The following is a 24,241-nucleotide window of genomic DNA, read 5'->3' on the forward strand; positions in this document are numbered from 1 at the left end:
TTACAGCGCCGCTGCGTCTTGTTTCACGGGTGTGTCAACTCCTCCTCACAGGCTCACAGTCACGCTCAGGACCGGCAGATCATGCTCCGGGAACGACTGAGCCCCTCACACCACCGGGTGTGAGGGGCTCATGTCGTTGTGGGTGTGCGTCGATCAGGACGCAAGCACCTCGTCGAGGATGGTCTCAGCCTTGTCCTCGTTGGTGCGCTCGGCCAGAGCCAGCTCGGAGACGAGGATCTGGCGCGCCTTGGCCAACATCCGCTTCTCGCCGGCCGACAGGCCACGGTCACGCTCACGCCGCCACAGATCGCGAACGACCTCGGCAACCTTCATCACATCTCCCGAGTGCAACTTCTCCAGGTTCGCCTTGTAGCGACGCGACCAGTTGGTCGGCTCCTCGACGTGCGCTGCGCGGAGGACGTCGAACACACGGTCGAGCCCATCCTTGTCAACGACGTCGCGTACCCCGACGAGATCCAGGTTGCAGGCCGGGACCCGAACCACCAGGTCCTGCTGGGCGACGATGCGAAGAACGAGATATTCCCTTTCTTCTCCCTTGATGGTGCGGGTCTCGATGTCCTCGATGACCGCTGCACCATGGTTTGGGTAAACAACCGTTTCGCCGACGGTGAATGTCATGTGCAAAGTACCCCTTCCTAGGTGACCAGTCTAACACGACTTTGGGCACCCTCATCCGGCGTTTGTGCAGGTCAGAGGCCACATCAAAGGTTGACAGAAACGGTGGCAATGTGCCTCGACACCGTCCGACACGCCCGAAAGCCACACCCGGAGCACTCCTGGCCGATCGGTCAAACCTCCGCGTGTGGCCCGCATCCGTTGCCAGATTGGTCAATACTGCGGCCTATGTCTGCCAAGCGGTATCAGCCCGTTCGCCGGATCAAGCGTGTCAATGCGGAGGGAGTCCTCGTTGAGCAGTTCGATCTCGGACGTTCACTGCCCATTGCCCTTTTCCGTGCCTGCCACCCGAGCCGCGCGGCGCTGGTCGCGCTCGGCGTCACCGTCGCCGCTGCCCTGGCTGGCCGCAGTACCCGCGAGGTCGGACTGGTCCTACTGACCGTTCTTGTCGGACAGTTCATCCTCGGACTCCAGAACGACCTCGTCGACCGGACCCGCGACCGCACCCACGGACGTGAAGGAAAACCGCTCGCCGAGGGCTACCTCGACCCCGGGACGGCAGCCTTCGCGATCGCCGTCGCGGTGCTGCTGGTGGTGCCGCTCTCGATCGCCAACGGCCGGATCGCCGGCGGGATCCACCTGGCGATCCTGGCTGTCGCGATGATCGGCAACGCCGGCCTGTTCCGCCGCGGCAAACTCTCCTTCCTCACCTGGGCGCTCACCTTCGGCGGCTTCGCCGGCTTCCTCTCCTACGGCGGCTGGGGTGGCGAGGGCGACGGAGGTGCCCCGACGATCGCGATCGTCGCCTGTGGCGCCCTGATCGGCATCGGCCTTCACGTACTGGCCTCTCTGCCCGGCCTGGTCGACGACAACGCCGACGGTTGGCGCACCCTCCCGCTGGCCCTCGCCCTGCGTACCGGCGCGCCGAAACTGCTCGCCCTCACCGTCGGCTACCTGGTGATCGTGCTGGTCGCCACCGTCCTGGTCGGCGTCAACTTCGGCCTCATAGCCGACTGACCCCGGACACCACGCTCGCCCGCGCAGGCGATCATCTAGGGTGGGCCTCGCACTTGGTGACCGATCAGAGACGGTCCACCGCCGAACAAAAGGCTCTCAAACGATGCTGCTTCGCAACCGGATCGCCCGCGGGATTGCCGCCGGCGCCCTCGTGCTCGCCGTGCCCACCCTGGCCGGCTGTGGCATGAACTTCGCCACCGACAAGGTCTACACCCCCGCGCCGGGCGCCAACGACCGGAGCGGCCAGGTCGACGTGCTCAACGCAGCGATCGTCGCCTCCCAGGACGGCAAGGGCACCCTGGTCGCCACGTTCTCGAACAACGTGACCAACAAGCCGACCGACGCCCTGAACGCAGGCGACGACACCTTGACCGGTGTCAACGGCGACGTCACCGCCACGCTGCCCTCCCAGAAGCTGGTCATCCCGGCCGCTGGCCTGCTGGCGCTGAACTCGCTCGGTAAGGACGCCGTCGACAAGCCCGGCCCGAAGTACGCCCCCGGCATCCCGGTCACCGGCGACTTCAAGATCGGCGACTTCGTCAGCATCGACCTGCAGTTCGCCAACGCGGGCACCGTGAAGATCCAGGTCCCCGTGGTCTGCAACACCAACCACTTCGCAGGCGAGGACGGCGACGGCCCGATCGCCGAGGCGTGCAAGACCGATGAGCTCAACACCCACGTCGAAGAGGGCGGGTCGGGTCACTGATGACCTACACCCTCATCCTGCTCCGTCACGGGCAGAGCGAATGGAACGCCAAGAACCTCTTCACCGGCTGGGTCGACGTCGCACTGACTGACGCCGGTCGCGACGAGGCCGTCCGGGGCGGCGAGCAGCTCAAGGCCGCCGGTCTCGAGCCGGACGTCGTGCACACCTCGCTGCAGCGCCGGGCGATCAACACCGCCGCCCTGGCGCTCGACGCAGCCGACCGGCACTGGATCCCGGTCAAGCGGTCGTGGCGCCTCAACGAGCGGCACTACGGCGCTCTGCAGGGCAAGGACAAGAAGCAGACCCTGGCCGAGTTCGGCGAGGAACAGTTCATGACCTGGCGTCGCTCGTTCGACACTCCCCCGCCGCCGCTGAGCGACGAGTCGGAGTTCTCCCAGGCCGAGGACCCGCGTTACTCGGTCGCCAACGGTGGCCCCGGTGCCGCGGCTCCGCGCACCGAGTGCCTCAAGGACGTCATCGAGCGCTTCCTGCCCTACTGGGATGCGGAGATCGTGCCGGACCTCAAGGCCGGGAAGACCGTGCTGGTCGCCGCCCACGGCAACAGCCTGCGGGCCCTGGTCAAGCACCTCGATCAGATCGACGACGACGCGATCGCCGGCCTCAACATCCCCACCGGGATGCCGCTGGTCTACCAGCTCGACGCCGACCTGCGCCCGACCGTGGCCGGGGGCACCTACCTCGACCCCGAGGCCGCTGCTGCTGCTGCCGCCGCGGTGGCCAACCAAGGCCGGTAAGAAACAGCAGACAGAAGGCCCGAACACCGCCAGGTGTTCGGGCCTTCTGCGTTGTAGGAACAAGAAGCCCCGGCGCTGCGAAGCGACCGGGGCATCAGCCGGCCCTCAGGTCAGGAGTTGGACGGCGTCTCGCCGGTGACCACGAAGATCACCCGGTTCGCGATCGAGACCGCGTGGTCGGCGATCCGCTCGTAGTAACGGCCGAGCAGCGCCAGGTCGACCGCGGGCTCCACGCCGTGCGGCCAGTCCTTGCTGAGAAGTTCGCGGAACGAGACCCGACGCAGGCGGTCCATCTCCTCGTCGTCGTCGGCGAGCGCCTTCGCCGCCTCGACGTCGCGGCTCTCGATCAGGGCGGCCACCTGGCCGACCATGTCGATCGCCACCGCGGACATCTGCTCGATCGTCGGCACCATGTCCGGCGGAACCGCGACCCCGGGCACCCGGAGCCGCGCCACCTTGGCGACGTGCACCGAGAGATCACCCATCCGCTCCAGCTCGCCCACCATCCGCAGTGCCGCGACGATGGTGCGCAGATCGCCGGCGACCGGCTGCTGCAGGGAGAGCAGCGAGAAGGCGCTGTCCTCGATCTCTTCGCGCTGTCGATCGATCGACGCGTCGGCGCTGATCACCTGCTCGGCGATCTCGCCGTCACCGGTCAGCAGTGCCTTGGTTGCTCGACCGACGGCGACCTCGACCTCACGGGCGATGGTCCCGAGTTGGCCGAAGATCGAGTCGAGCTGGTCGTAGTAAGCCTCACGCATGGACGCGAGGCTAGCCAGCCCAGATGGCCGGGAGGTGATCTGTAATGAACGGGTGGTGAACAGTCGGCGTTCAGGCCCTGGGGCGGCAAACGCCCGGTGAAAGTCTGCGTACGATCTCACTGTGACCATGCCCGAACTCGCGCTCATGGGCGTGCTGTGTGCACTGTTCCTGGGCGGCGTAGTCGCGGCGTTCCTGATCAGTGAACGCCAGCAGAAACGAATCCCTCCGACCCCAGAACCCGCCGTCCCGGCCGGCGTCGGCGCCGTGCTGTCGGTGCTGCGGGCCTCCGCGGTCGTCGTCGACGACGACGACGTCGTGTTGAAGGCCAGCGCGCCCGCCTACGCGATGGGCATCGTCCGCGGCACCTCGGTCGCGGTGGAGGAGCTGATGGACACCATCCACAGCGTCCGTCGCGACGGCCAGATCCGGCAGAGCGAACTGATCCTGCCCCGCACCGGCAACGGCCCCGTCCGCCATGTCACGGCCCGGGTCGCCCCGCTCGGCACCCGGCAGGTCCTCGCCCTGGTCGAGGACCGCACCCGGGAACGCCGGGTCGAGGCGATCCGTCGCGACTTCGTGGCCAACGTCAGCCATGAGCTCAAGACACCGGTCGGCGCCATCCGCCTGCTCGCCGAGGCCGTCCAGGACGCCTCCGACGACCCCGAGGCCGTCGAAAGGTTCGCCGGCCGGATGATCACCGAGAGCGAGCGGCTGACCCGCCTGGTCCAACAGATCATCGAGCTCTCCCGGCTCCAGTCCGACGACGCCCACGACGGCCAGGAGAAGATCTCCCTGGACGACGCGGTCGCGGTCGCCATCGACACCGTGGCGATCGATGCCCAGGCCCGCGGGCTGCGCGTCGTCGCCTCCGGGGAGAAGGGCCTCCAGGTCTTCGGCAACCGCGAGCAGGTGACGGTCGCGATCGGCAACCTGGTCGCCAACGCCGTCAACTACTCGCCGGACAACTCGGCGGTCCTGGTCACCGTCCGCGCCGTCGACGACATGGTCGAGATCGCCGTCACCGACCAGGGCATCGGCATCCCGCCCGACGAGCTGGACCGGATCTTCGAACGGTTCTACCGGGTCGACCCGGCCCGGCACCGTTCGACCGGCGGAACGGGCCTCGGACTGTCGATCGTCAAGCATGTCGCCGCCACCCACGGCGGCGACATCCGCGTCTGGTCCATCGAGGGCCAGGGCTCCACCTTCACACTCTCGCTCCCGCGTGAACCGGACGAGAGCACAATGAACGAGACCGCAAGGCTGAACAAGGAGGACGCCGGGTGACCCGGGTGCTGGTAGTTGAGGACGAAGAGAGTTACAGCGACGCGCTGGCCTACCTGCTACGCAAGGAGGGCTTCGAGGTGGCGGTGGCGAACACCGGCCCCGACGCGTTGACGGAGTTCGAGCGCTCCGGCGCCGACATCGTGCTGCTGGACCTGATGCTGCCCGGCCTGCCCGGTACCGAGGTCTGCCGTCAGATCCGGCAGACCTCCAGCGTCCCGGTGATCATGGTGAGTGCGAAGGACGACGAGGTCGACAAGGTGGTCGGCCTCGAGTTGGGCGCCGACGACTACGTCACCAAGCCCTACTCCCCGCGCGAGCTGGTCGCCCGGATCCGTGCGGTGCTGCGGCGCGGCGGCTTCGAGGACGCCCCCGAAGAGGGTGCCCTGGAGGCCGGCCCGGTGCGGATGGACGTGGAACGCCACGTAGTCACCGTCGACGGCGTCGAGCAGCGGCTGCCGCTCAAGGAGTTCGAGCTCCTCGAGATGTTCCTGCGCAACCCGGGCCGGGTGCTCACCCGCGGCCAGCTGATCGACCGGGTCTGGGGTTCGGACTACGTCGGCGACACCAAGACGCTGGACGTCCACGTGAAGCGGCTACGGGCGAAGCTGGAGCCGGACCCGGCGACGCCGAAGTTCCTGGTCACCGTGCGTGGGTTGGGCTACAAGCTGGACCTGTAGGGGTTCAGCTCTCCAACCAACCGCGGAACGCTTCGAGGTTGGCGGTGGACTCGCCCCGCGAGATCCGCCACTCCCATTCCTTACGGATCGACGTCGCGAACCCCAACTCCAGCAGGGTGTTGAAGGATTCGTCGGCGGTGGCCAACACCGTGCCGAGCAACGTGTCGAGTTGTTCGGCACTGGTCATTTCCAGGGGCAGCCGGGCGTCGAGGTAGATGTCGCCGAGCTCGTCGAGGGCGAAGGCCACGGCGTAGAGCCGCATGTTCTTCTCCAGCAGCCAGCGATGCACGCCTGCGTGGTTCTCGTCGGGGTTGCGGCAGACGAATGCGTGGACGCCGAGCGCATGCGTACCGGCGTCCAGGCGGACCGGCGTCTGGAGCTTCTTCTCACCGGGCAGTGCGAAGGAGAAGACGCCGGGTCGCTCCTCGGCGAACTCGACCTCGTTCTCGCGCAGCCAACCGCGGACCGCATCGGCGGCAGCCGACCGTTCCGCACTCCAGGCATCGGTACCGATCTCGTCCTCAGCCAACAGTGGCCTCCCGTCGCATCATCTCTGCGGCCTGGGCGTAGACGGCCAGCGTGCACTCCGCCGTCCGTTCCCAGGAGAACTCGTTCGCCTGCACCAAGGCGCCGGCGGCCAACCGGGCGCGCAACGCCTCGTCGTCGAGCACCTTCTTGATCGCACCGGCCCAGTCGCCCGGTTCGTGGGTGTCGACAAGAAGACCCGAGCGGCCGTCCCGGACCACCGTGGTCAGGCCGCCGACCGCGGCGGCGACGACCGGGGTACCGGTGGCCTGGGCCTCGACCGCGACCAGACCGAACGACTCGTTGTACGAGGGCACCGCGACCAAGGTCGCTGCGGCACACCACTCGGCGAGCACGGACTGCGAGACCGGCGGTACGAAACGAACCACGTCGGCGATCCCCAGGTCCCGTGCCAGATCGGCCAGCATCGTCGGATGCTCCAGCCCGCTCCCCGAGGGTCCGCCGACGACCGGCACCACCAGCCGCGAACGGAGCGCAGGGTCACGGGCGAGCAGGACGGCGACCGCCCGGAGCAGCACATCGGGTGCCTTCAGCGGCTGGATCCGGCCGGCGAAGAGGAGCACGTGTGCGTCGATCGGAAGCCCGAGCCGTCGTCGCGCGTCGGCTTGTGGCGCGGGCCGGAAGACATCGAGGTCGACGCCGGGGTGAACCACCTCGACCCGGGCCGGGTCCGCGTCGTACAGATTGATCAGCTGCTTGGCTTCCAGGTCGGTGTTCGCGATCAGCGCGTCCGCCGCGGCGACGACCTGTTCCTCGCCGAGGACCCGGGCCGCCGGCTCCGGGGTGTCCCCGAGCGCCAACGCGTCGTTCTTGACCTTCGCCATCGTGTGCATCGAGTGGATCAGCGGAACACCCCACCGGTCCCGGGCCAACGCCCCGACCTGACCCGAGAGCCAATAGTGCGAGTGCACGGCGCTGTAGTGACCGGCCTCATGAGCCGCCTCGGCGCGCAGGACCTCGCGAGCGAACGTACACATCTGGCCCGGCAGTTCGGCCTTGCTCAGCCCCTCGAACGGTCCAGCAGCGACGTGGCGGACCAAGATGTTGTCGCCCGCCTCGACCACCTGGGGCAGGCGGGAGGCGGTGGCGCGGGTGAAGATGTCGACGCCGATCCCGCGGGCGGCGATCCGCTTCGCGAGCTCGATGACGTAGACGTTCATCCCGCCGGCGTCGCCGGTACCGGGTTGGTCGAGCGGAGAGGTGTGCAGGCTGATCATGGCCACTCTGTCCGTCACGTCTCCACCTCCTTCGGCGCCACGATGCGCAACCAGACGTCGCATCAAAGTATTCCGCGCACCCGGTGACGGGTCTGCAACGGGCATGCGCCGCCCCGGTACGCCCTGCGACAATGGTCGCCATGAGCACTCCCCGCATCGCCGTCGTCACCGGAGCTTCGAGTGGGATCGGCCGCGCCACCGCGCGGGCACTGGCGCGCGACGGGTTCCGGGTGATCGCGGCGGCCCGACGCGAGGATCGGATCGCCGAGCTCGCCGCCGAGATCGGCGGGGTCGCCGTCGCCTGTGACGTGACCGATCCGGCCGCCGTCGCCCGGTTGGCCGAGGTGGCCGGGCCGGAGGTCCACGTCCTGGTCAACAACGCCGGCGGGGCGTTCGGGCTGGACCCGATCGCCGAGGCGGACCCGGCGCAGTGGAAGGCGATGTACGACGTCAACGTGCTCGGGCTGCTGCACGTGACCCAGGCGCTGTTGCCGGCACTTCGTGCCAGCGGCGACGCATTGATCGTGAACATCGGCTCGACCGCCGGGCGGGTCGCCTACGAGGGCGGTGCCGGGTATACCGCGGCCAAGCACGGCACCAAGGTGATCACGCAGACGCTGCGCCTCGAACTCGTCGCCGAACCGATCCGGATCACCGAGATCGCCCCCGGCATGGTGGCGACCGAGGAGTTCTCGGCGGTCAGGTTCGGTGGCGACCAGGCGAAGGCGGACGCCGTCTACGCAGGGGTGGCCGAGCCGCTGGTCGCCGACGACATCGCGGAGGCGATCAGCTGGGTCGCCAGCCGCCCGGCGCACGTCAACATCGACGAGATGGTGATCAAGCCGCGCGCCCAGGCCGCTCAGCACAAGGTGCATCGCGTTACGCCGTAGGCATGTCGGCTTTGCTACTCACCGGTCCGTAACGTGAACGAACCCTGCCCGAACCGCACGGAAGATGGCAGACTGACACGGGTGAAGACGATCGGACTTATCGGTGGCATGAGCTGGGAATCCAGCGCCGTCTATTACCGCGACCTGAACCTTGGTGCGGAGAGCCGCGAAGGCGGCCTCACCTCAGCCAAGATCGCCATGACCTCGGTCAATTTCGCCGAGGTCACCGCCCTGCAGGAGCAAGAGGACTGGGACTCGGTCGCCGAGATCCTCTCCACCGCGGGCCGCGCCGTCGAAGCCGCCGGCGCCGACTTCCTGCTGCTCTGCACGACGACCTTCCACCGTGTCGCCGAGCAGGTGCAGGAGTCGATCGACATCCCGGTGCTGCACCTGGCCGACGTGATCGCTGAAGCCTGCAAGGCACATCGCCTGGAGTCGGTCGCTCTGATCGGCACCACGTTCGCGATGTCGCGGACCTTCTTCACCGACCGGATCGCCTCGCACGGCCTGAACGTCGTGGTGCCCGACGAAGCCGACCACGAGTGGCTGAACACGATCATCTACGAGGAGTTGGTGCACGGGAAGGTGCTCGACGCTTCGCGCCGCAAGGTGGTCAAGCTGATCGAGGACCTCTGGGACCAAGGCGCCGGCGGCGTCATCCTCGGGTGCACCGAGTTGGAACTCCTGGTCAAGCAGACCGATGTCGAAGTCCCGATCTTCCCGGGCACCACGCTGCACGTGAAGGCAGCTCTGGACGCCGCGCTCAGTTAAGCGTCAGCCGACGAAGGAACCTCAGCCGACGACGGAGGTGCTGGTCTCCAGCATCTCCGCCGCGGCGACCGTCAGCGGTGAGCTGACGGTGCAGACCGCCGAGAACTCCCCGTTCTTGTCGCCCCAGAGTTCGGGATAGAACTCGGCCACCGCGACCAGGCCGTCGGGAGCGTTCGGTGCAACGGCCCGGAAGTAGGCGTCGCATTCGGCGTCGAAGAGGGTGAAGGCCTCGTTGCGTAGCGCGACGTACTTCTCCCCCTTCGCGTTGACCGCACTGCTTCCCGGCAGCTGTCCGTCGGCGACGGCCGTGGTCGCGATCAGGGTGAGCAGTTGCTCCCGGGTGTGCGGCTCGTTGCAGGCGACGGTGACCAGGTCGGCGTCCAGGCAGACCCTCGCCGCTGGGTCCAGCTCGGCGCTGCGGAAGTCGTCGGCGCGCACCGTGCCCGGCTCGTCCTGCTCGAAGAGACAGAGCACCTCGCGGGTTCCCGCTTTGAAGCTGGCGTACGGAACCGGCGCCCAGGTGATCCGGCGTCCCTGGGCGAAAGCCGGCGTCGGGATCAGATCCAACGGGCTCGCCTCCGCAGCCGCGGTCAGCGCCGGGTCGGCGGCGCGACATTCGGTCGCCACCTTCGAGCGGAGTGCCGAGTAGCCGGGCCGGGTCGGGTCCACCAGATCGAGGTAGGTCGTCTTCGCCAGCTCGTCGACCAAGGGCACCACCCGCAGCACTTCGAGACCATGCGGTTGGGCACAGTCGATCGGCTCGGCGAACGCCGGCAGCTCACTCAACGCGTCGGTCTCCAAGGTGTCGAGCTCACCGACCAACGCCAGCGCGTCGTCGGCACTGATCCTGGCTCCGTCCCAGCACGTTCCCGCCGTCAGGGTGGTCGCAGAGACCGGCGAACTCGGCGTCGCGATGCGCGGCTGGCTCTCGTCGTCGCCGGAGCAGCCGACCAGGCTGGCCGCGAGCAACGCTCCGGACACCAGGAAGAGCCCCGGAGAGAGCCAGGGTGGTGCCATCGGTGCCTCCTGCGATCCGCTGTCCGGGATAGGTGCCCCCGCTACCCTAGACCGCATGGCGGAGCGGGACGGGTTAAAGCGCAGTGCGCTCGGTCGGACCGCGCGTCTGGCCAGCATCCCGGTCGGTTTCGCCGGTCGCACCACGCTCGGTGTCGGGAAGCGATTGGTCGGTCGGCCCGCTGCCGCCGTTCTGAACGAGGTACAGCTCCGGACCGCCGACCAGATCTTCCGGGTACTCGGCGAACTCAAGGGCGGAGCGATGAAGTTCGGCCAGGCGTTGAGCATCTTCGAGTCCGCGCTGCCCGACGAGTTGATCGGTCCGTACCGCGAGGTGCTGGTCCGGCTCCAGGACGCCGCGCCGCCGATGCCGTCGCGCCTGCTGCACCAGGTACTCAGCGAAGAACTCGGCAGCTCCTGGCGCAGCCGCTTCGCGTCCTTCGACGAGACACCGGTCGCCTCGGCCTCGATCGGCCAAGTGCACCGCGCGGTCTGGGCGGACGGCCGCGAGGTCGCCGTCAAGGTGCAGTACCCCGGCGCGGGTGCCGCGCTGCGCTCGGACATCAAGCAGTTGGGCCGCCTGGCCCGGGCTTTCACCGTGTTGGCTCCGGGGATCGACATCAAGCCGCTGCTGGCCGAGATCGAGGCCCGGATCGCCGAAGAGCTCGACTACACCCTGGAGGCCGCCTCCCAGCAGGTCTTCGCCGACGAGTTCGCCGACGATCCCGACTTCGTGATCCCGGCGGTCGTGGAGTTCACCCCACGGGTGCTGGTCACCGAGTGGATGGAGAGCGTCTCCTCGTTGGCCCGGGTCATCGCCGAGGGCGAAGAGCAGGAGCGCGACCACTTCGGTGAGCTCTACGCACGCTTTCTCGTCGTCGGCCCGGCACGTACCGGCTTGCTGCACGCCGACCCGCATCCCGGAAACTTCCGGGTGCTGGCAGACGGCCGCCTCGGCGTCGTGGACTTCGGCGCCGTCGCGCGACTGCCCGACGGGCTCCCCCGTCCGCTCGGCACACTGCTGCGGCACGCGGTCGACGGCGACTGGGAGGCCGTGCATCAGGGTCTCCGCGATGAGGGGTTCCTGCTGCCCAAGGTGCAGTTCTCACCGGAGGCGATCGCCGACTACCTGGGCCCGTTCCTCGACCCCGCCCGCGCCGATGAGTTCGCCTTCAACCGCGCCTGGCTGCGTAGCCAGGCGACCCGGGTGGCGACGCCGAACACCGAGAACTTCGCGGCGGCGTTCAAACTGAACCTGCCACCGGAATACATGCTGATCCACCGGGTCTGGGTGGGCGGCATCGGCGTGCTCTGCCAACTGGAGGCGACGGTGCCGTTCCGCGCCCATCTGGTCGAACATCTGCCCGGCTTCGCCGACGCTTCCTGACCCCTGCAGGTCTTGCACGATTCGGAATGATGGGCTAGTGGCACGTAGAATCGGTCGGCTCGTGTCCGCGGGCTGCATTCGACGAAAGTGACTCATGTCCGAGAACCGCACGGCTCGATCCGACATTCGCAACGTTGCCATCGTTGCCCACGTCGACCACGGCAAGACCACCCTGGTCGACGCGATGCTGCTCCAGGGCGGCGCCTACTCCGCGCACCAGGCCGAGGGCGTGGCCGAGCGCGTCATGGACTCCGGCGACCTGGAACGCGAGAAGGGCATCACCATTCTCGCGAAGAACACCGCCATCCACTACAACGGTGCGCACGCGCCCGCTGGTGGCATGACCATCAACATCATCGACACCCCCGGCCACGCCGACTTCGGTGGCGAGGTGGAGCGCGGCCTGTCCATGGTGGACGGCATCGTGCTGCTGGTGGACGCCTCCGAGGGCCCGCTGCCGCAGACCCGCTTCGTGCTGGGTAAGGCGCTCAAGGCCAAGATGCCGGTCATCCTGGTGCTCAACAAGGTCGACCGTCCCGACGCCCGGATCGCCGAAGTCGTCGACGAGGCCTACGAGCTCTTCATGGACCTGCTCGGCGACGACGACGTCGACGGCCTCGACTTCCCGGTCGTCTACGCCTCGGGCAAGGCCGGCCGCGCCTCGCTGAACGTCCCCGAGAACGGCACCCTGCCGGACTCGCCAGACCTCGAGCCGCTGTTCGAGACCATCTTGAACACCATTCCGGCCCCGCAGTACGACGAGGGTGCGCCGCTGCAGGCTCACGTCACCAACCTCGACGCCTCGCCGTTCCTCGGCCGCCTGGCACTGCTCCGGATCCACCAGGGCACCCTGAAGAAGGGCCAGACCGTCGCCTGGATGCAGCGCAACGGGGACGTCAAGAACGTCCGGATCACCGAGCTCCTGATCACCGAGGGTCTCGACCGCAAGCCCGGCGAGTCCGCCGGCCCGGGCGAGATCGTGGCCGTCGCCGGTATCCCGGAGATCATGATCGGTGAGACCCTCGCCGACGCCGAGAACCCGATCGCGCTGCCGCTGATCCACGTGGACGAGCCGGCCATCTCGATGACCATCGGTACCAACACCTCGCCGCTGGTCGGCAAGGTCAAGGGCTCGAAGGTGACCGCCCGTCTGGTCAAGGACCGCCTCGACGCCGAACTCGTCGGCAACGTGTCGCTCCGCATCCTGCCGACCGAGCGTCCCGACGCCTGGGAGGTCCAGGGCCGCGGCGAGCTGGCGCTGGCGATCCTCGTCGAGCAGATGCGGCGTGAAGGCTTCGAGCTCACCGTCGGCAAGCCGCAGGTGGTGACCCGCGAGGTCAACGGCAAGCTGCACGAGCCGATGGAGCGTCTCACCATCGACGCGCCCGAGGAGTACCTCGGCACGATCACCGAGCTGCTCGCTGCCCGCAAGGGCCGCCTGGAGACGATGAGCAACCACGGCACCGGCTGGATCCGGATGGAGTTCATCGTTCCGGCCCGTGGCCTGATCGGTTTCCGGACCGACTTCCTCACCGAGACCCGCGGTACCGGTATCGCGCACAGCATCTCCGAGGGCTACGCCCCGTGGGCCGGCGAGATCCGTTCGCGCAACAACGGTTCGCTGGTCGCCGACCGTAAGGGCGCCGCGACGGCGTACGCGATGACCTCGCTCCAGGAGCGCGGCATCCTGTTCGTCGACCCGACCACCGAGGTGTACGAGGGCATGATCGTCGGCGAGAACTCGCGCGCCGACGACATGGACGTCAACATCACCAAGGAGAAGCAGCAAACCAACATCCGCTCCGCGACGTCGGACAACTTCGAGAAGCTGATCCCGCCGAAGAAGCTGTCGCTGGAGCAGTGCCTGGAGTTCTGCCGCGACGACGAGTGCGTCGAGGTCACCCCGGACTCGGTCCGCATCCGCAAGGTCGTCCTGGACGCCGGCGAGCGCGCCAAGACCGCTTCGCGTGCGCGTAAGGCGAACAAGGGCTGAGGCTCCGCCAGTTCTAACGAGAGCGGTACTTCACTGTCGCCTGACGACAGCGAAGTACCGCTCTCGCCATTTCGGCGTCCCACGCAATAACGTGAGGACGCGAGAAGGTCCGGCGGCAACGGTTTCTTGGGAGGGCACATGGCAACGTCAACCTCGACCCCGGCTAGGAAGTCGTCGCCGGTCCGGGAGCTGACCATACGAGCGGTGATCCTCGGTGGGCTGATCACGTTGGTCTTCACCGCCGCCAACGTCTACCTCGGGCTCAAGGTCGGGCTGACGTTCGCGACGTCGATCCCCGCGGCGGTCATCTCGATGACGGTGCTGCGCCGCTTCGCGGACCACTCCATCGTCGAGAACAACATCGTGCAGACGATCGCCTCGGCGGCAGGCACGCTGTCGGCGATCATCTTCGTACTGCCTGGTCTGCTGATGATCGGGTGGTGGTCCGGCTTCCCCTACTGGACGACGGTCGCCGTCTGCGCGTTCGGCGGGATGCTCGGCGTCATGTACTCGATCCCGCTGCGCCGGGCGTTGGTCACCGGATCCGACCTCCCCTACCCCGAAGGCGTGGCCGGAGCTGAGGTGCTCAAGGTCGGCGACTCTCAGGACGCCGCCGGCGACAACAAAGCCGGGCTTCGGGTGATCGTCTGGGGCGCGGTCGCCGCCGCCGGCTTCAGCCTGGTCGCCGCGCTGAAGGTGATCAGCAGTTCGCTCTCCACCGCGTTCCGAGTCGGCTCCGGCGGCACGATGGTCGGCGCCAGCCTGTCGCTGGCGTTGATCGGCGTCGGCCACCTGGTGGGCGTCACCGTCGGACTCGCGATGATCGTCGGCCTGTTGATCTCCTTCGGCGTTCTACTGCCGATCCGGTCGTCCGGCGAGTTCGGTGGCGGCACGCCGGTGGCGGACGTCGTCAACACCGTCTTCGCCGACGACGTGCGGTTCGTCGGCGCCGGCGCGATCGCCGTCGCCGCGATCTGGACGTTGTTGAAGATCCTCGGCCCGATCCTCTCCGGGATCCGCGCCGCCATCGTGTCGGCCCGTACCCGCCGCGGCGGTGACCAGGTCGACATCACCGAACGCGACATCCCGATCAACCTCGTCGCGCTCATCGTCGCGATCTCGATGGTGCCGATCGGACTCCTGCTGTGGGGCTTCACCCGCGACACCGCGATCGCCGACCACGCGGGAACCCTGGTCATGCTCAGCGTCCTGTTCGTGCTGTTGATCGGGCTCATCGTGGCTGCGGTGTGCGGCTACATGGCTGGACTGATCGGGTCGTCGAACAGCCCCATCTCCGGCGTCGGAGTCCTCGTCGTCCTGGCAGCCGCACTCCTGATCAAGGCCGTGCACGGCACCGGCAACAGCCCCGACGAGACCACCGCGCTGATCGCGTACACGCTCTTCACCACGGCGGTGGTCTTCGGTGTCGCCACCATCTCCAACGACAACCTGCAGGACCTCAAGACCGGTCAACTCGTCGGCTCGACACCGTGGAAGCAGCAGGTCGCGCTGATCATCGGCGTCGTCTTCGGTTCGGTGATCATCGCCCCGATCCTGGAACTGCTGAAGACCGCGTTCGGCTTCCAAGGAATGCCCGGCGCCGACGCCGACGCGCTGGCAGCGCCGCAAGCCGCCTTGATCTCCTCCCTGGCCAAGGGCGTGTTCGGTGGCGACCTGAACTGGAACCTGATCGGTCTCGGCGCACTCATCGGGGTCGCCGTGGTGATCATCGACGAGGTGCTCGGCAAGACGTCGGGACGTCTCCGGCTGCCACCGCTGGCGGTGGGGATGGGGATGTACCTCCCGATCGCCCTCACCCTGGTGATCCCGATCGGCGCGTTCCTCGGTCTGGCCTACAACCGCTGGGCCGAGCGCAGCAAGGACCCCGAGCGCAGCAAGCGCTTCGGCATCCTGCTGGCGACCGGCCTGATCGTCGGCGAGAGCCTCTTCGGGGTCGCGTTCGCCGGCGTCGTGGCCGCCACCGGCGAAGAGGCCCCGCTCGGCATCGTCGGCGACGGGTTCGTGCACTGGGCCGAAGCCCTGGGTGTGATCGCCTTCGTCCTGGTGATCGGCTGGCTCTACCGGTTCACGCAACGGACGGCGATCTCCGCCGAGGAGAACCGCTGAGGGCTCACTCCTCGGCGGTCGTCTTGATCGCGGCCAGCGTCTCGCGCATCCCCTTCAGCATGACCTCGCCGTAGGCCGCGACACCGCCGTAGAAGCCATCGGCCAGCTCGGTCGAGAGCGGCGAGATGCCCTCCGACGTCTCCCGACGCTGCGTCAACAGTGTGCCGCCGGAGGTCTGCGCCAACGCGAGCGACCACGTCACCCAGTTCTCGTCGATCCGGAACGCGATCTCCCGCTCGGGCTGGTAGCGCACGATCTCGCCGTGCGTGACCCACGCCAGTTCGCCGTCCCGGTTGCGGTTGGTGAACCGCGTGCCGACGTCGACCGACTCCCCCTCGGGCATCCGTACCGACTCCACCTGCGGGCTCCACCGCGGCATCTGAGCCGGGTCACGCACGAGCTGCCATACCGCCGACGGCGATGCGGCGATCTCGATCTCAGCCTGTAGGTCGTTCTCCATGGGTGCTCCCTCTCAGTCCTGTCGAACGGTCTCTGCCATCGGACGGTAGCGTCACACCGCTCTCCGCGCCGGTGATTTCGCGGTCAGGGTCCCACCCATTCGAGCCTGCACGGGTTCTGTCGGAGGTGGGGTCCACGGTGGTTCTATGTCGATCAGTCACTCGCTCCTGGTGCGAGAGGTGCAGGCACTTCGGGCCCGCCTCTCGGCTGGAGGCTGCGGCCATGACGCGACGGAACTGATCGAACTGATCGGCTCACTCGAAGAGCTGAAGTCGGCGGCGTGCGCGGTTCAGGCCGAGGCCTCGGCAGTCTTCGACGAGGTACGGCGCAAGGAGCGCGCACTTGCTGCGGTCCCCGCCGTGCGGCAAGGCTCCGGTATCGCGAGCGAGATCGCTCTGGCGCGCAAGGAGTCGCCGCACCGCGGCCGCACTCTTCTCGGCATGAGCAAGGCGCTGACGGCGGAGATGCCGCACACGCTCGCCCGACTGCGAGATGGCAGCCTGAGCGAATATCGGGCGCAGATCCTCGTCAAGGAGACGGCCTGTCTATCGCGTGCCGACCGCAGGTTCGTCGATGAGGAGATCTGCGCCGACCCCGCTGCCCTGACCGGCCTGGGCAACCGGGACTTGAACGCGAAGGTGCGGCGGCTCGCCGTCGAGATCGATCCAGCCGCCGTCGTCGAGCGCGCCCGGCGGGCCGAAGCGGACCGCCACGCGTCGGTCCGCCCTGCTCCCGACACGATGGGCTACCTGACCTTCCTGATGCCGATCCCCCAAGCCGTTGCCGCCTATGCGGCGGTCCGCAAGGCTTCGTTGGCGGCGCGGGCCGCGGGTGATCCACGCAGCCTGGGCCAGTTGATGTGCGACCTCGCGTTGTCGCGCCTGACCGGATTGCCCGACACCGGGTCCCCGGAACAGGCTCCTGCAGTTCCCGTCTCGCTGAACCTGACCATGACTGCCTCGACGCTTGCCGGCGGTCATGCCCCGGCAACCTTGACGGCATCGGGCATCGGTCAGGAGGTTCTGCCCGCTGAGATCGCCAGATTGCTCGCATCGCGGGCGATCTCGACCGGAGTCGGCGCCTGGTTCAGGCGCCTCACCGTCTCCCCGGTTGGCGGGTTGGTCTCGATGAGCGCCAAGCAGCGCTTCTTCCCGTCCGCCATGGCCGAGTTTCTCGCGATCCGGGGCGCCGGGATCTGCAGCACCCCCTACTGCAATGCTCCGATCCGACATTTCGACCACATCAGGTCGTTCGCTGCCGGCGGTACCACCGATGCGATCAACGGACAGGGCCTCTGCGAGGCCTGCAACCACGCCAAACAGGTAGCCGGCTGGCGACAACGCGTGATCAACGCAGCCGAGGACCGACAAGAGGTCGAGACCATCACCCTGACCGGCCACCGATACGTCTCGCGCGTCCCCGAACCACCAGGTTGGCGAGAACCTCGCTTCCGCGAGACCCACCCCGGGTTCTACGCGCTCACGAGTTGACGCCGAGGGCTGGCGATCTCCTCGATGCCATCTCTATAGCCTCTCCGCATGACTGCAACACGACCGGTCCGGGCCCTTGGCGTCGACGCCTGCAAGAAGGGTTGGGTGGGGATCAGCAGCGACGCCCGCGGGTACTTCGGGGCCACCATCACCGAACTGGTGGCTGCTGCGGAGTTGGACGGCGCGCTGGCCGTCGTCGGGGTCGACATGCCGATCGGTCTGCCCATCAACACGGTGCGTCAGTCGGACGCGCTGGCCCGTGGATTGATCGGTAAGCGGGCCTCGTCGGTCTTCACGACGCCGGTACGCGCAGCGATCAGCGCGGCCACCCACGCCGAGGCGACGGCGATCAGTGTCAGCGCGACCGGTAAGGGGTTGAGCCAACAGGCGTTCGCGCTGAGCCGCAAGATCCTGGAGGTCGATGTCTGGGCCCGGGAGGCAGCGCAGGCCGTGATCGAGGTCCATCCGGAGCTCAGTTTCGCCACCATGCAGGGAGGCCCCCTCCGGCACGCGAAGTCCACCTGGTCCGGTGCCGAGAATCGACGACGTCTACTTCGCGAAGCGGGCATCGTGATCCCCGACGACCTCGGCCTCGCCGGTGCGATGGCCGGCGTCGACGACGTCCTGGACGCCGCAGCCGCGGCCTGGACCGCGCAGCGCTACGCGGTCGGTGACGCCGTCAGCCACCCGCCCGTTCCGGAGGAGTTCGGAGACGGTCACCTCGCCGCCATCTGGGCTTGAACGAAGGTAGTTACCTAGTTATCTTGAAAGTCGGAGGTGCACCGCATGAGCACAGTCAGCGCACGTACGTTCAACCAATCGCCTTCCAAGGTCAAGGCGCTGGCGCAGGACGGACCGGTCTTCATCACCGAACGCGGCCGGGCGATGGCCGTGCTGATGAGCATCGACACCTATGAGGAACTGACGGGCCACGCAAGCGTTAGGGACTCCCTCAGGATGGACATCGCGACCGACACGGACGTCGACTTCGAGCCGATCGTCGCGCGGGACCTTGGCAGGGTCGCCGAGCTGTGGCCTATCTGCTCGACACGAACGTCGTCAGCGAACTGCGCAAGGCAAACCCCGACCACCGTGTTGCCGCCTGGGCGGAGGAGATCGGGCGGCGCGACGCATTCATCAGCGTCGTGACGATCCGTGAGATCGAGGCTGGCGTGCTCGCCGTCGAACGACGCGACGCCCCACAAGGCGCGCCGTTGCGTGGCTGGCTCGAAGGAACCGTGCTCACCCGCTACGCCGATCGCCTCCTGCCCGTCGATCTCGCCGTTGCTCGACGGGCAGCGACCCTTCATGTTCCTGACCCTCGCCCGGAACGCGACATGCTGATTGCAGCGACAGCGCTCGAACACGGGCTCATCGTCGCCACCCGGAACGTCTCCGACTTCGAACCGACGGGCGCGAAGATCGTGAACCCGTGGCTTCCAGCCTGAGGACGCTCAGCCCAGCGGCACCACCAGGTCGGTACGCCACTCCTCCATCGGCGTCACGCTGGGGTCGGTAACGTAGATCTCGATGATCGGGCCGCTGCGGACCAGGTCCGGGGTCTCAAGCAGCGCCGCCCAGGCCGGGCCGAGGCCATCGAAGGAACCGAGGTGGCTCTTGACCAGGGCATTGCCACTGGGGAAGGTGCCGTGCTCGACCCCGTCGGGCAGATCGGCGGGGTTGACGACGGCGTTCGTCGGGACGATCCCGGGCGGGGTGGGCGCCCCTGCCACCGGGAAACCGATGGTGAGGTCGAAGGTGGAGGCCACGTCACCGCTGTAGATCGCGAACCCGGGGCCGATCGGCCCCAACCCGGCCAGGACGGAGTAGCCGGCGTCGAAGATGCCGGGTAGGTCAGCGAGCGTCACGCCCTCGTTGTGCAACTGGACCACCGCCACCTCATCGGGCAAGGAGAGGACGGTCGGGGTCAGCAGGGGCTGCGGGGAGAGGATCAGCGGGATCTCGTCACGCTTGACGTTCACGCGGTCGTTGGTCATACCTGATTGGACCGCGGCCGAAGCGGAAAGTCATCGGCACACGCCCATCGACCCCGAACCGACCCTGGCTTCACCCTGAAGCGGCAAAAAAGGTGTCGTCATGTCGGACGGTTTCGGTAACGTGCCGTGCGTGTTCAAAGCCCTCGGTCGCCTCGTGTCCTCCCATCCCTGGATCGTGATCGAGTCTGGGTGGTGGTGGCGGTAGCCGTCGCCCTCACCGCTCCGACCCTCAAGACAACCTCCGACCAGTCGGAGTTCCTGCCCTCGCACTACGAGTCGATCCGTGCCGCGCAGTCACAGCTCGACCACTTCCCGGAGGCGAACTCCACCCCCGGCGCCATCGTTCTCTTCGAACGCGAGGACGGCGGCAAGCTGACCGCGGCCGACCAGGAGGCGGTCAACGACCTCGGCGCTGAACTCGGGCCCAAGCTGGGCACGAAGACCTTCGTCCAGACGATGGTCACCAGCACCGGCGACGCACCGAACGTCTCCCAGGACGGCACTGTGATGCTCGGCATCGTGCCGCTGGCCAAGGACGCCACCGGGTACGACCCGCAGGCGTTCGACGACGCCAAGGAGATGCGCGCGGAGCTGAAGAAGCTACTCGCCGACACCGATCTCACCGCCCAGACCACGGGCACCGTGCCCCAGGGCCTCGACTCCCAGGAGTCCAGCGAACAGGCTCTGGCCATCGTCGGTATCGCCACGATCGTGCTGATCGTGTTGCTCCTCGCCCTGATCTTCCGCAGCGTGATCATCTGCCTGATGCCGATCGTGATCGTCGGCCTGGTCTCGGTGGTGGCTACCGGCCTGATCGGTTTCGCCAACGAGGCGTTCGATCTCAAGGCCGACTCCTCGATCCAGACCATCCTGGTCGTCGTGCTCTACGGCATCGGCACCGACTACATCCTGTTCTTCCTGTTCCGCTATCGCGAGCGGCTGCGCCACGGTGCCGATGTGAAGGCCTCGGTGCGCTACGGCCTGGAGCGCGCGGGTGAGGCGATCACCTCCGCCGGCGGCGCCGTGATCGTGGCGTTCCTGGCGCTGCTGCTCAGCTCCCTCAGCATCTTCCGGGCCATCGGCCCGGCCCTGGCGATCGCCGTCTTCGTCACGATGATCGCCGTGCTGACGCTGGTTCCGGCCGTGGTCACGCTGCTCGGTCGTGCCCTGTTCTGGCCGTCGAAGAAGTGGATGGCCGAGCCCGAGGCCGCCCGGTTCAGCAGGGTCGGGCGCTCCCTGGGACGCCGTCCCGGCACCTTCGCCGCCGTCTCCGGTCTGTTGATGTTGGTCCTGGCGGCCTTCTCCTTGGGCTTCAACCCGTCGTTCGACTTCAACTCCTCGTTGCCGAAGAACGTCGAGTCCACCGAGGCGATGGAGAACTTCCAGGACCACTTCGCCGCCGGGCAGGCCGATCCGGCGCCGGTCCTGCTGGTCGCCAAGGACGGCACCCTCGACCCCGCTCAACTGCCGGGCTTCCAGAAGTCCCTCGAGGCCGCCCGGGGCGTCGACTCCGTCCAACCGGCACAGGTCTCCGAGGACGGCAAGGCCGCCGTGTTCAGCGTGATCCTCGAACACGACCCGGTCTCCGACCAGGCCCTCAACGACGTCAAGGGCCCGATCCGCACCGCAGCCCACGACGCCGCCCCCGACGGCACCTCCGCCTACGTCGGCGGTACGGCATCGATCTTCGCGGACATGCAGAAGGCGATGGACCGCGACTACTCCGTCGTCTTCCCGGTGGCCGCGGCGATCATCCTGCTGATCCTGATGGTGTTGCTGCGCAGCCTGGTCGCCCCCTGGTACCTGATGGCCGCGGTGGGTCTCGGCTTCGCCGCCACCCTGGGTGCAACGGTGATCGTCTTCCAGCACATCCAGGGCGAGTCCGGCCTGATCTTCATGCTGCCGATCTACATCTACCTGTTCGTGACGGCGCTCGGCACCGACTACAACATCTTGATGATCGCCCGGTTGCGGGAAGAGGCCCGAGAGGGCCGCAACCCGCGTGACGCCGCTGCTGAGGCGGTCAAGCACGCCGGTCCGACCATCGCGGCGGCCGGCGTGATCCTGGCCGGCACGTTCGCGTCGCTGATGCTGGCCGGGAACTCGTTGATGGTCTCGATGGGCTTCGCGCTCTCGGTAGGCATCGCAGTCGCGGCCTTCGTGATGGCGATGTTCTTCACCCCGGCCCTCACCGCGTTGATCGGACACGCGGCGTGGTGGCCCGGCCACGGCGACGAGAAGAAGCCGGAAGCCGAGCCGGAGGACGAGCCCGCACTGGTCTGAGCTCGCGCCTGGACCTACGAGGGGCTGACGTCGTCACGACGTCGGCCCCTCGGCGTCCTCCTACCTGGAGCGCTCTGCACAGGCCGATTCGGCATAGACCAGTTCTGTTCGGCGGAACCACCCTGTCCCACTCGATGGGCGGGACTGCTTGAATACGACAAAGCGATGGGCGTGCGTCTGTCACGTCCCGCTCAGGAGAAGATGCGGTGAACGCCAGCAGCACGCCTCAGGTCGCCCCAGTCCAGGGACGTCGGCGCGCCAGCCCGAACACGATCGTCTTCGTCCTCTCCCTGTGCGGCGTCGTCGTCTCACTCCAGCAGACCCTGCTGCTCCCGCTGCTGCCGGAACTCCCCCGCCTGCTGGGCACCTCCAGCGACAGCGCCTCCTGGCTGGTCACCGCCACGCTGCTGGCCGGCGCGGTCGCCACCCCGACCGTCTCCCGTCTCGCCGACATGTACGGCAAGCGGCGGATGATGGTGGCGGCGTTGACGATCTCCTTGCTGGGCTCACTTCTGGGCGCCGTCAGCGAACTGCTGCCGCTGCTGATCACGGCACGCGCGTTGCAGGGTGTCGGCCTGGCGTTGGTGCCGGTCGCCATCGCGATCATGCGCGACGAACTGCCCCGCGAGAAGGTGCCCCTCGGCGTCGCGATCATGAGCGCCACCCTCGCCGTCGGCGCGGGCATCGGCCTCCCCTTGGCCGGCCTGATCGCCAACCACCTCGACTGGCATGCGATCTTCTGGCTGACCGCGATGGTCGCCGGCTTGCTCCTGGTCACCACAATCATGGTGCTCCCCGAATCGCCGGTGCAGACCCGAGGCACCTTCGACCTCCGTGGCGCGGTCATCCTCTCCGCAGCCCTGACAGCGCTGCTGCTGGCAGTCTCGAAGGGCTCGATGTGGGGCTGGACCTCGGCCACCACACTGGGCCTCAGCGCGGTCGGGATCATGCTGGTCGGGCTCTGGATCCCGATGGAGCTGCGTACCCCCAGCCCGCTGGTCGACATCCGGGTCGCCTCGCGGACACCGGTCATGGTGGTCAACATCGTCTCGGTCTTCGCCGGGTTCGCGATGTTCACCAACATGCTGGTCACCACCCAGTTCCTGCAGATGCCCGAGGCCACCGGCTACGGCCTCGGGCTCGACGTCCTGGAGACCGGTTGGTGGATGGTGCCCAACGCCGCGGCCTTCGGCCTGATGGCGCCGGTCTCAGCCTGGATGACGCGACGCTACAGCCCTCAGGTGACCATGCTGATCGGCACCTCACTGATGACGGCGGCCTATGGCTCCCGGGTCTTCCTCAGCGACAACCTGAGCCAGATCGTCCTCGGTTCAGTCTTCGTCGGGATCGGCACCGCGCTCGCCTACGGCGCCCTCCCGACCCTGATCATGCGTGCCGTACCGGTCACCGAAACCGCCTCGGCCAACGGCCTCAACGTCCTGCTCCGCTCGGTCGGCACCTCGACCGCCAGCGCGATCACCGCCGCGGTCACCGCCGCCTCGGCGGTGGCGGTCGCCGACACGATGGCGCCCAGCAAGGACGCCCTCACCCTGGTCCTCTGGTTGGCGGCCGGCGCCTCGTTGTGTGCGACCGCGATCGGCGTTCCGACGTTGAGGATGCGGGCCTTCTCCGAGGAGTGGGACCGCGCCGGAACCGAGCAGATGGGCGCCGAGACGCGGGTCGTCCGCAGCCGCGTCGTCTCCGCCACCGGCGACCCGATCAGGAACGCGGTGGTCACCGTGCTCACCCCGGACGGCGTCGCGATCGACTGGGGCCAAGCCGACTCCGAGGGCCGATTCAACGTGGCCATCCCTCGCCCCGGCGACTACCTGGTCGTCACCGCGGCCGAAGGGTGGCAGCCCCGGTCCTGGGTGATGGACCTCGACGACCTGCACCCGCTCCCGTACATCGTCCTGCGCCAGCGCTACACACTGACCGGAGTGATCACCGACGCCGACGAAGCACCGGTCGTCGACGCGCTGGTGGTGCTCACCCGCGCCACCGGAGAAGTGGTCGACACCATTCGGACCGACCACGAGGGCCGGTACCTGATCCCCCGCCCCGCCAACGGGCGCTATGTACTGACCGTCTCCTCACGTGACGGCGCCATGGGCGCACGCCCGGTCACCGTCTGGGAGGCACAGCGCAGCGTCGACCTGAGACTGGGCACCCCGTTGGCCTGAGTCCACCTAGGCTGACGTTCCCGCCGAACACAAGGGGCAGTACC

23 protein-coding genes are annotated in these 24,241 nt (G+C 67.9%); 16 read left to right on the plus strand and 7 right to left on the minus strand.

What is annotated here, in order from left to right:
- Nucleotides 1-153 precede the first annotated feature (153 nt).
- Nucleotides 154-639: a CarD family transcriptional regulator gene (locus ACLM5J_RS00745; RefSeq protein WP_413654090.1), complete on the minus strand. Its 486-nt coding sequence runs from the start codon at nt 637-639 to the stop codon at nt 154-156.
- A 225-nt stretch (nt 640-864) separates the two neighbouring features.
- Between ACLM5J_RS00745 and ACLM5J_RS00750 the strand changes: the two genes are divergently transcribed.
- From ACLM5J_RS00750 to ACLM5J_RS00760, 3 genes are all read left to right on the plus strand, one after another.
- A complete protein-coding gene (locus ACLM5J_RS00750) occupies nt 865-1,653 on the plus strand; it encodes a hypothetical protein (protein WP_413654091.1) in 789 nt (262 codons plus the stop codon).
- Between the two features lie 103 nt (nt 1,654-1,756).
- Nucleotides 1,757-2,359: a hypothetical protein gene (locus ACLM5J_RS00755; protein ID WP_413654092.1), complete on the plus strand. Its 603-nt coding sequence runs from the start codon at nt 1,757-1,759 to the stop codon at nt 2,357-2,359.
- A complete protein-coding gene (locus tag ACLM5J_RS00760) occupies nt 2,359-3,114 on the plus strand; it encodes a phosphoglyceromutase (protein ID WP_413654093.1) in 756 nt (251 codons plus the stop codon). Before ACLM5J_RS00755 ends, ACLM5J_RS00760 begins: the two co-directional genes overlap by 1 nt.
- Before the next feature lie 110 nt (nt 3,115-3,224).
- Here ACLM5J_RS00760 and phoU read toward each other — a convergent pair whose 3' ends face one another.
- The gene (gene phoU / locus ACLM5J_RS00765; protein WP_413654094.1) at nt 3,225-3,875 is read right to left on the minus strand and encodes a phosphate signaling complex protein PhoU; all 651 of its coding nucleotides are present in this window, start codon (nt 3,873-3,875) and stop codon (nt 3,225-3,227) included.
- A gap of 127 nt (nt 3,876-4,002) precedes the next feature.
- Here phoU and ACLM5J_RS00770 point away from each other — a divergent pair, with 127 nt between their 5' ends.
- Together ACLM5J_RS00770 and ACLM5J_RS00775 are read left to right on the plus strand one after the other, a co-directional pair.
- Nucleotides 4,003-5,163 carry a sensor histidine kinase gene (locus ACLM5J_RS00770; protein ID WP_413654994.1) on the plus strand — a complete coding sequence of 387 codons (1,161 nt, stop codon included), beginning with the start codon at nt 4,003-4,005 and terminating at the stop codon, nt 5,161-5,163.
- Nucleotides 5,160-5,840: a response regulator gene (locus tag ACLM5J_RS00775; RefSeq protein ID WP_413654095.1), complete on the plus strand. Its 681-nt coding sequence runs from the start codon at nt 5,160-5,162 to the stop codon at nt 5,838-5,840. Before ACLM5J_RS00770 ends, ACLM5J_RS00775 begins: the two co-directional genes overlap by 4 nt.
- Nucleotides 5,841-5,844: 4 nt before the next feature.
- Here the strand turns inward: ACLM5J_RS00775 and ACLM5J_RS00780 are convergent, their stop codons facing one another.
- Together ACLM5J_RS00780 and mshA are read right to left on the minus strand one after the other, a co-directional pair.
- The gene (locus ACLM5J_RS00780; RefSeq protein WP_413654096.1) at nt 5,845-6,369 is read right to left on the minus strand and encodes a YbjN domain-containing protein; all 525 of its coding nucleotides are present in this window, start codon (nt 6,367-6,369) and stop codon (nt 5,845-5,847) included.
- Nucleotides 6,362-7,621 carry a D-inositol-3-phosphate glycosyltransferase gene (gene mshA, locus ACLM5J_RS00785; protein WP_413654097.1) on the minus strand — a complete coding sequence of 420 codons (1,260 nt, stop codon included), beginning with the start codon at nt 7,619-7,621 and terminating at the stop codon, nt 6,362-6,364. The genes ACLM5J_RS00780 and mshA overlap by 8 nt, the downstream gene beginning before the upstream one ends.
- Nucleotides 7,622-7,743: 122 nt before the next feature.
- Here mshA and ACLM5J_RS00790 point away from each other — a divergent pair, with 122 nt between their 5' ends.
- Together ACLM5J_RS00790 and ACLM5J_RS00795 are read left to right on the plus strand one after the other, a co-directional pair.
- On the plus strand, nt 7,744-8,493 hold the full coding sequence (locus ACLM5J_RS00790) for an SDR family NAD(P)-dependent oxidoreductase (protein WP_413654098.1): 750 nt from the start codon (nt 7,744-7,746) through the stop codon (nt 8,491-8,493).
- Nucleotides 8,494-8,574: 81 nt separating this feature from the next.
- On the plus strand, nt 8,575-9,264 hold the full coding sequence (locus tag ACLM5J_RS00795) for an aspartate/glutamate racemase family protein (protein ID WP_413654099.1): 690 nt from the start codon (nt 8,575-8,577) through the stop codon (nt 9,262-9,264).
- 21 nt (nt 9,265-9,285) lie between these two features.
- Here the strand turns inward: ACLM5J_RS00795 and ACLM5J_RS00800 are convergent, their stop codons facing one another.
- On the minus strand, nt 9,286-10,281 hold the full coding sequence (locus ACLM5J_RS00800) for a hypothetical protein (protein ID WP_413654100.1): 996 nt from the start codon (nt 10,279-10,281) through the stop codon (nt 9,286-9,288).
- Nucleotides 10,282-10,336: 55 nt separating this feature from the next.
- On the opposite strand from ACLM5J_RS00800, the gene ACLM5J_RS00805 reads away from it, so the two are divergent.
- The 3 genes from ACLM5J_RS00805 to ACLM5J_RS00815 all read left to right on the plus strand — a co-directional run bounded on the left by ACLM5J_RS00805 (nt 10,337) and on the right by ACLM5J_RS00815 (nt 15,785).
- The gene (locus ACLM5J_RS00805) at nt 10,337-11,665 is read left to right on the plus strand and encodes an ABC1 kinase family protein (RefSeq protein WP_413654101.1); all 1,329 of its coding nucleotides are present in this window, start codon (nt 10,337-10,339) and stop codon (nt 11,663-11,665) included.
- A 94-nt stretch (nt 11,666-11,759) separates the two neighbouring features.
- A complete protein-coding gene (gene typA, locus ACLM5J_RS00810) occupies nt 11,760-13,658 on the plus strand; it encodes a translational GTPase TypA (RefSeq protein ID WP_413654102.1) in 1,899 nt (632 codons plus the stop codon).
- 189 nt (nt 13,659-13,847) lie between these two features.
- The gene (locus ACLM5J_RS00815) at nt 13,848-15,785 is read left to right on the plus strand and encodes an OPT family oligopeptide transporter (protein WP_413654995.1); all 1,938 of its coding nucleotides are present in this window, start codon (nt 13,848-13,850) and stop codon (nt 15,783-15,785) included.
- 4 nt (nt 15,786-15,789) lie between these two features.
- Here ACLM5J_RS00815 and ACLM5J_RS00820 read toward each other — a convergent pair whose 3' ends face one another.
- Nucleotides 15,790-16,245 carry an SRPBCC family protein gene (locus tag ACLM5J_RS00820; protein ID WP_413654103.1) on the minus strand — a complete coding sequence of 152 codons (456 nt, stop codon included), beginning with the start codon at nt 16,243-16,245 and terminating at the stop codon, nt 15,790-15,792.
- Nucleotides 16,246-16,390: 145 nt separating this feature from the next.
- Between ACLM5J_RS00820 and ACLM5J_RS00825 the strand changes: the two genes are divergently transcribed.
- Genes ACLM5J_RS00825 through ACLM5J_RS00840 form a run of 4 tightly spaced genes read left to right on the plus strand, consistent with a single transcriptional unit; the run spans nt 16,391 to nt 19,182 of the window.
- Nucleotides 16,391-17,734 carry an HNH endonuclease gene (locus ACLM5J_RS00825; RefSeq protein WP_413654104.1) on the plus strand — a complete coding sequence of 448 codons (1,344 nt, stop codon included), beginning with the start codon at nt 16,391-16,393 and terminating at the stop codon, nt 17,732-17,734.
- Between the two features lie 48 nt (nt 17,735-17,782).
- Nucleotides 17,783-18,475: a DUF429 domain-containing protein gene (locus ACLM5J_RS00830; RefSeq protein ID WP_413654105.1), complete on the plus strand. Its 693-nt coding sequence runs from the start codon at nt 17,783-17,785 to the stop codon at nt 18,473-18,475.
- A 45-nt stretch (nt 18,476-18,520) separates the two neighbouring features.
- Nucleotides 18,521-18,883, plus strand: a complete 363-nt coding sequence (locus tag ACLM5J_RS00835; RefSeq protein ID WP_413654106.1) for a type II toxin-antitoxin system Phd/YefM family antitoxin — start codon at nt 18,521-18,523, stop codon at nt 18,881-18,883.
- Nucleotides 18,766-19,182 (plus strand): type II toxin-antitoxin system VapC family toxin, encoded by a 417-nt coding sequence (locus ACLM5J_RS00840; protein WP_413654107.1) that lies wholly within the window; start codon nt 18,766-18,768, stop codon nt 19,180-19,182. Before ACLM5J_RS00835 ends, ACLM5J_RS00840 begins: the two co-directional genes overlap by 118 nt.
- 6 nt (nt 19,183-19,188) lie before the next feature.
- On the opposite strand, the gene ACLM5J_RS00845 is transcribed toward ACLM5J_RS00840, so the two are convergent.
- Nucleotides 19,189-19,731 carry a GyrI-like domain-containing protein gene (locus tag ACLM5J_RS00845; protein ID WP_413654108.1) on the minus strand — a complete coding sequence of 181 codons (543 nt, stop codon included), beginning with the start codon at nt 19,729-19,731 and terminating at the stop codon, nt 19,189-19,191.
- 192 nt (nt 19,732-19,923) lie between these two features.
- On the opposite strand from ACLM5J_RS00845, the gene ACLM5J_RS00850 reads away from it, so the two are divergent.
- On the plus strand, nt 19,924-22,014 hold the full coding sequence (locus ACLM5J_RS00850) for an MMPL family transporter (RefSeq protein ID WP_413654109.1): 2,091 nt from the start codon (nt 19,924-19,926) through the stop codon (nt 22,012-22,014).
- A 206-nt stretch (nt 22,015-22,220) separates the two neighbouring features.
- On the plus strand, nt 22,221-24,197 hold the full coding sequence (locus ACLM5J_RS00855) for an MFS transporter (protein ID WP_413654110.1): 1,977 nt from the start codon (nt 22,221-22,223) through the stop codon (nt 24,195-24,197).
- Nucleotides 24,198-24,241: the final 44 nt, after the last annotated feature.

It is taken from the genome of Nocardioides sp. Bht2 (assembly GCF_047308515.1).
Taxonomy (GTDB): domain Bacteria; phylum Actinomycetota; class Actinomycetes; order Propionibacteriales; family Nocardioidaceae; genus Nocardioides.

Bases quoted from the DNA above. Each gene is read 5' to 3' on its own strand.
- ACLM5J_RS00745 (WP_413654090.1), bottom strand. From the start codon at position 639: ATGACATTCACCGTCGGCGAAACGGTTGTTTACCCAAACCATGGTGCA.
- ACLM5J_RS00750 (WP_413654091.1), top strand. From the start codon at position 865: ATGTCTGCCAAGCGGTATCAGCCCGTTCGCCGGATCAAGCGTGTCAAT.
- ACLM5J_RS00755 (WP_413654092.1), top strand. From the start codon at position 1,757: ATGCTGCTTCGCAACCGGATCGCCCGCGGGATTGCCGCCGGCGCCCTC.
- ACLM5J_RS00760 (WP_413654093.1), top strand. From the start codon at position 2,359: ATGACCTACACCCTCATCCTGCTCCGTCACGGGCAGAGCGAATGGAAC.
- phoU (WP_413654094.1), bottom strand. From the start codon at position 3,875: ATGCGTGAGGCTTACTACGACCAGCTCGACTCGATCTTCGGCCAACTC.
- ACLM5J_RS00770 (WP_413654994.1), top strand. From the start codon at position 4,003: ATGCCCGAACTCGCGCTCATGGGCGTGCTGTGTGCACTGTTCCTGGGC.
- ACLM5J_RS00790 (WP_413654098.1), top strand. From the start codon at position 7,744: ATGAGCACTCCCCGCATCGCCGTCGTCACCGGAGCTTCGAGTGGGATC.
- ACLM5J_RS00800 (WP_413654100.1), bottom strand. From the start codon at position 10,281: ATGGCACCACCCTGGCTCTCTCCGGGGCTCTTCCTGGTGTCCGGAGCG.
- ACLM5J_RS00805 (WP_413654101.1), top strand. From the start codon at position 10,337: ATGGCGGAGCGGGACGGGTTAAAGCGCAGTGCGCTCGGTCGGACCGCG.
- typA (WP_413654102.1), top strand. From the start codon at position 11,760: ATGTCCGAGAACCGCACGGCTCGATCCGACATTCGCAACGTTGCCATC.
- ACLM5J_RS00820 (WP_413654103.1), bottom strand. From the start codon at position 16,245: ATGGAGAACGACCTACAGGCTGAGATCGAGATCGCCGCATCGCCGTCG.
- ACLM5J_RS00825 (WP_413654104.1), top strand. From the start codon at position 16,391: ATGTCGATCAGTCACTCGCTCCTGGTGCGAGAGGTGCAGGCACTTCGG.
- ACLM5J_RS00830 (WP_413654105.1), top strand. From the start codon at position 17,783: ATGACTGCAACACGACCGGTCCGGGCCCTTGGCGTCGACGCCTGCAAG.
- ACLM5J_RS00835 (WP_413654106.1), top strand. From the start codon at position 18,521: ATGAGCACAGTCAGCGCACGTACGTTCAACCAATCGCCTTCCAAGGTC.
- ACLM5J_RS00845 (WP_413654108.1), bottom strand. From the start codon at position 19,731: ATGACCAACGACCGCGTGAACGTCAAGCGTGACGAGATCCCGCTGATC.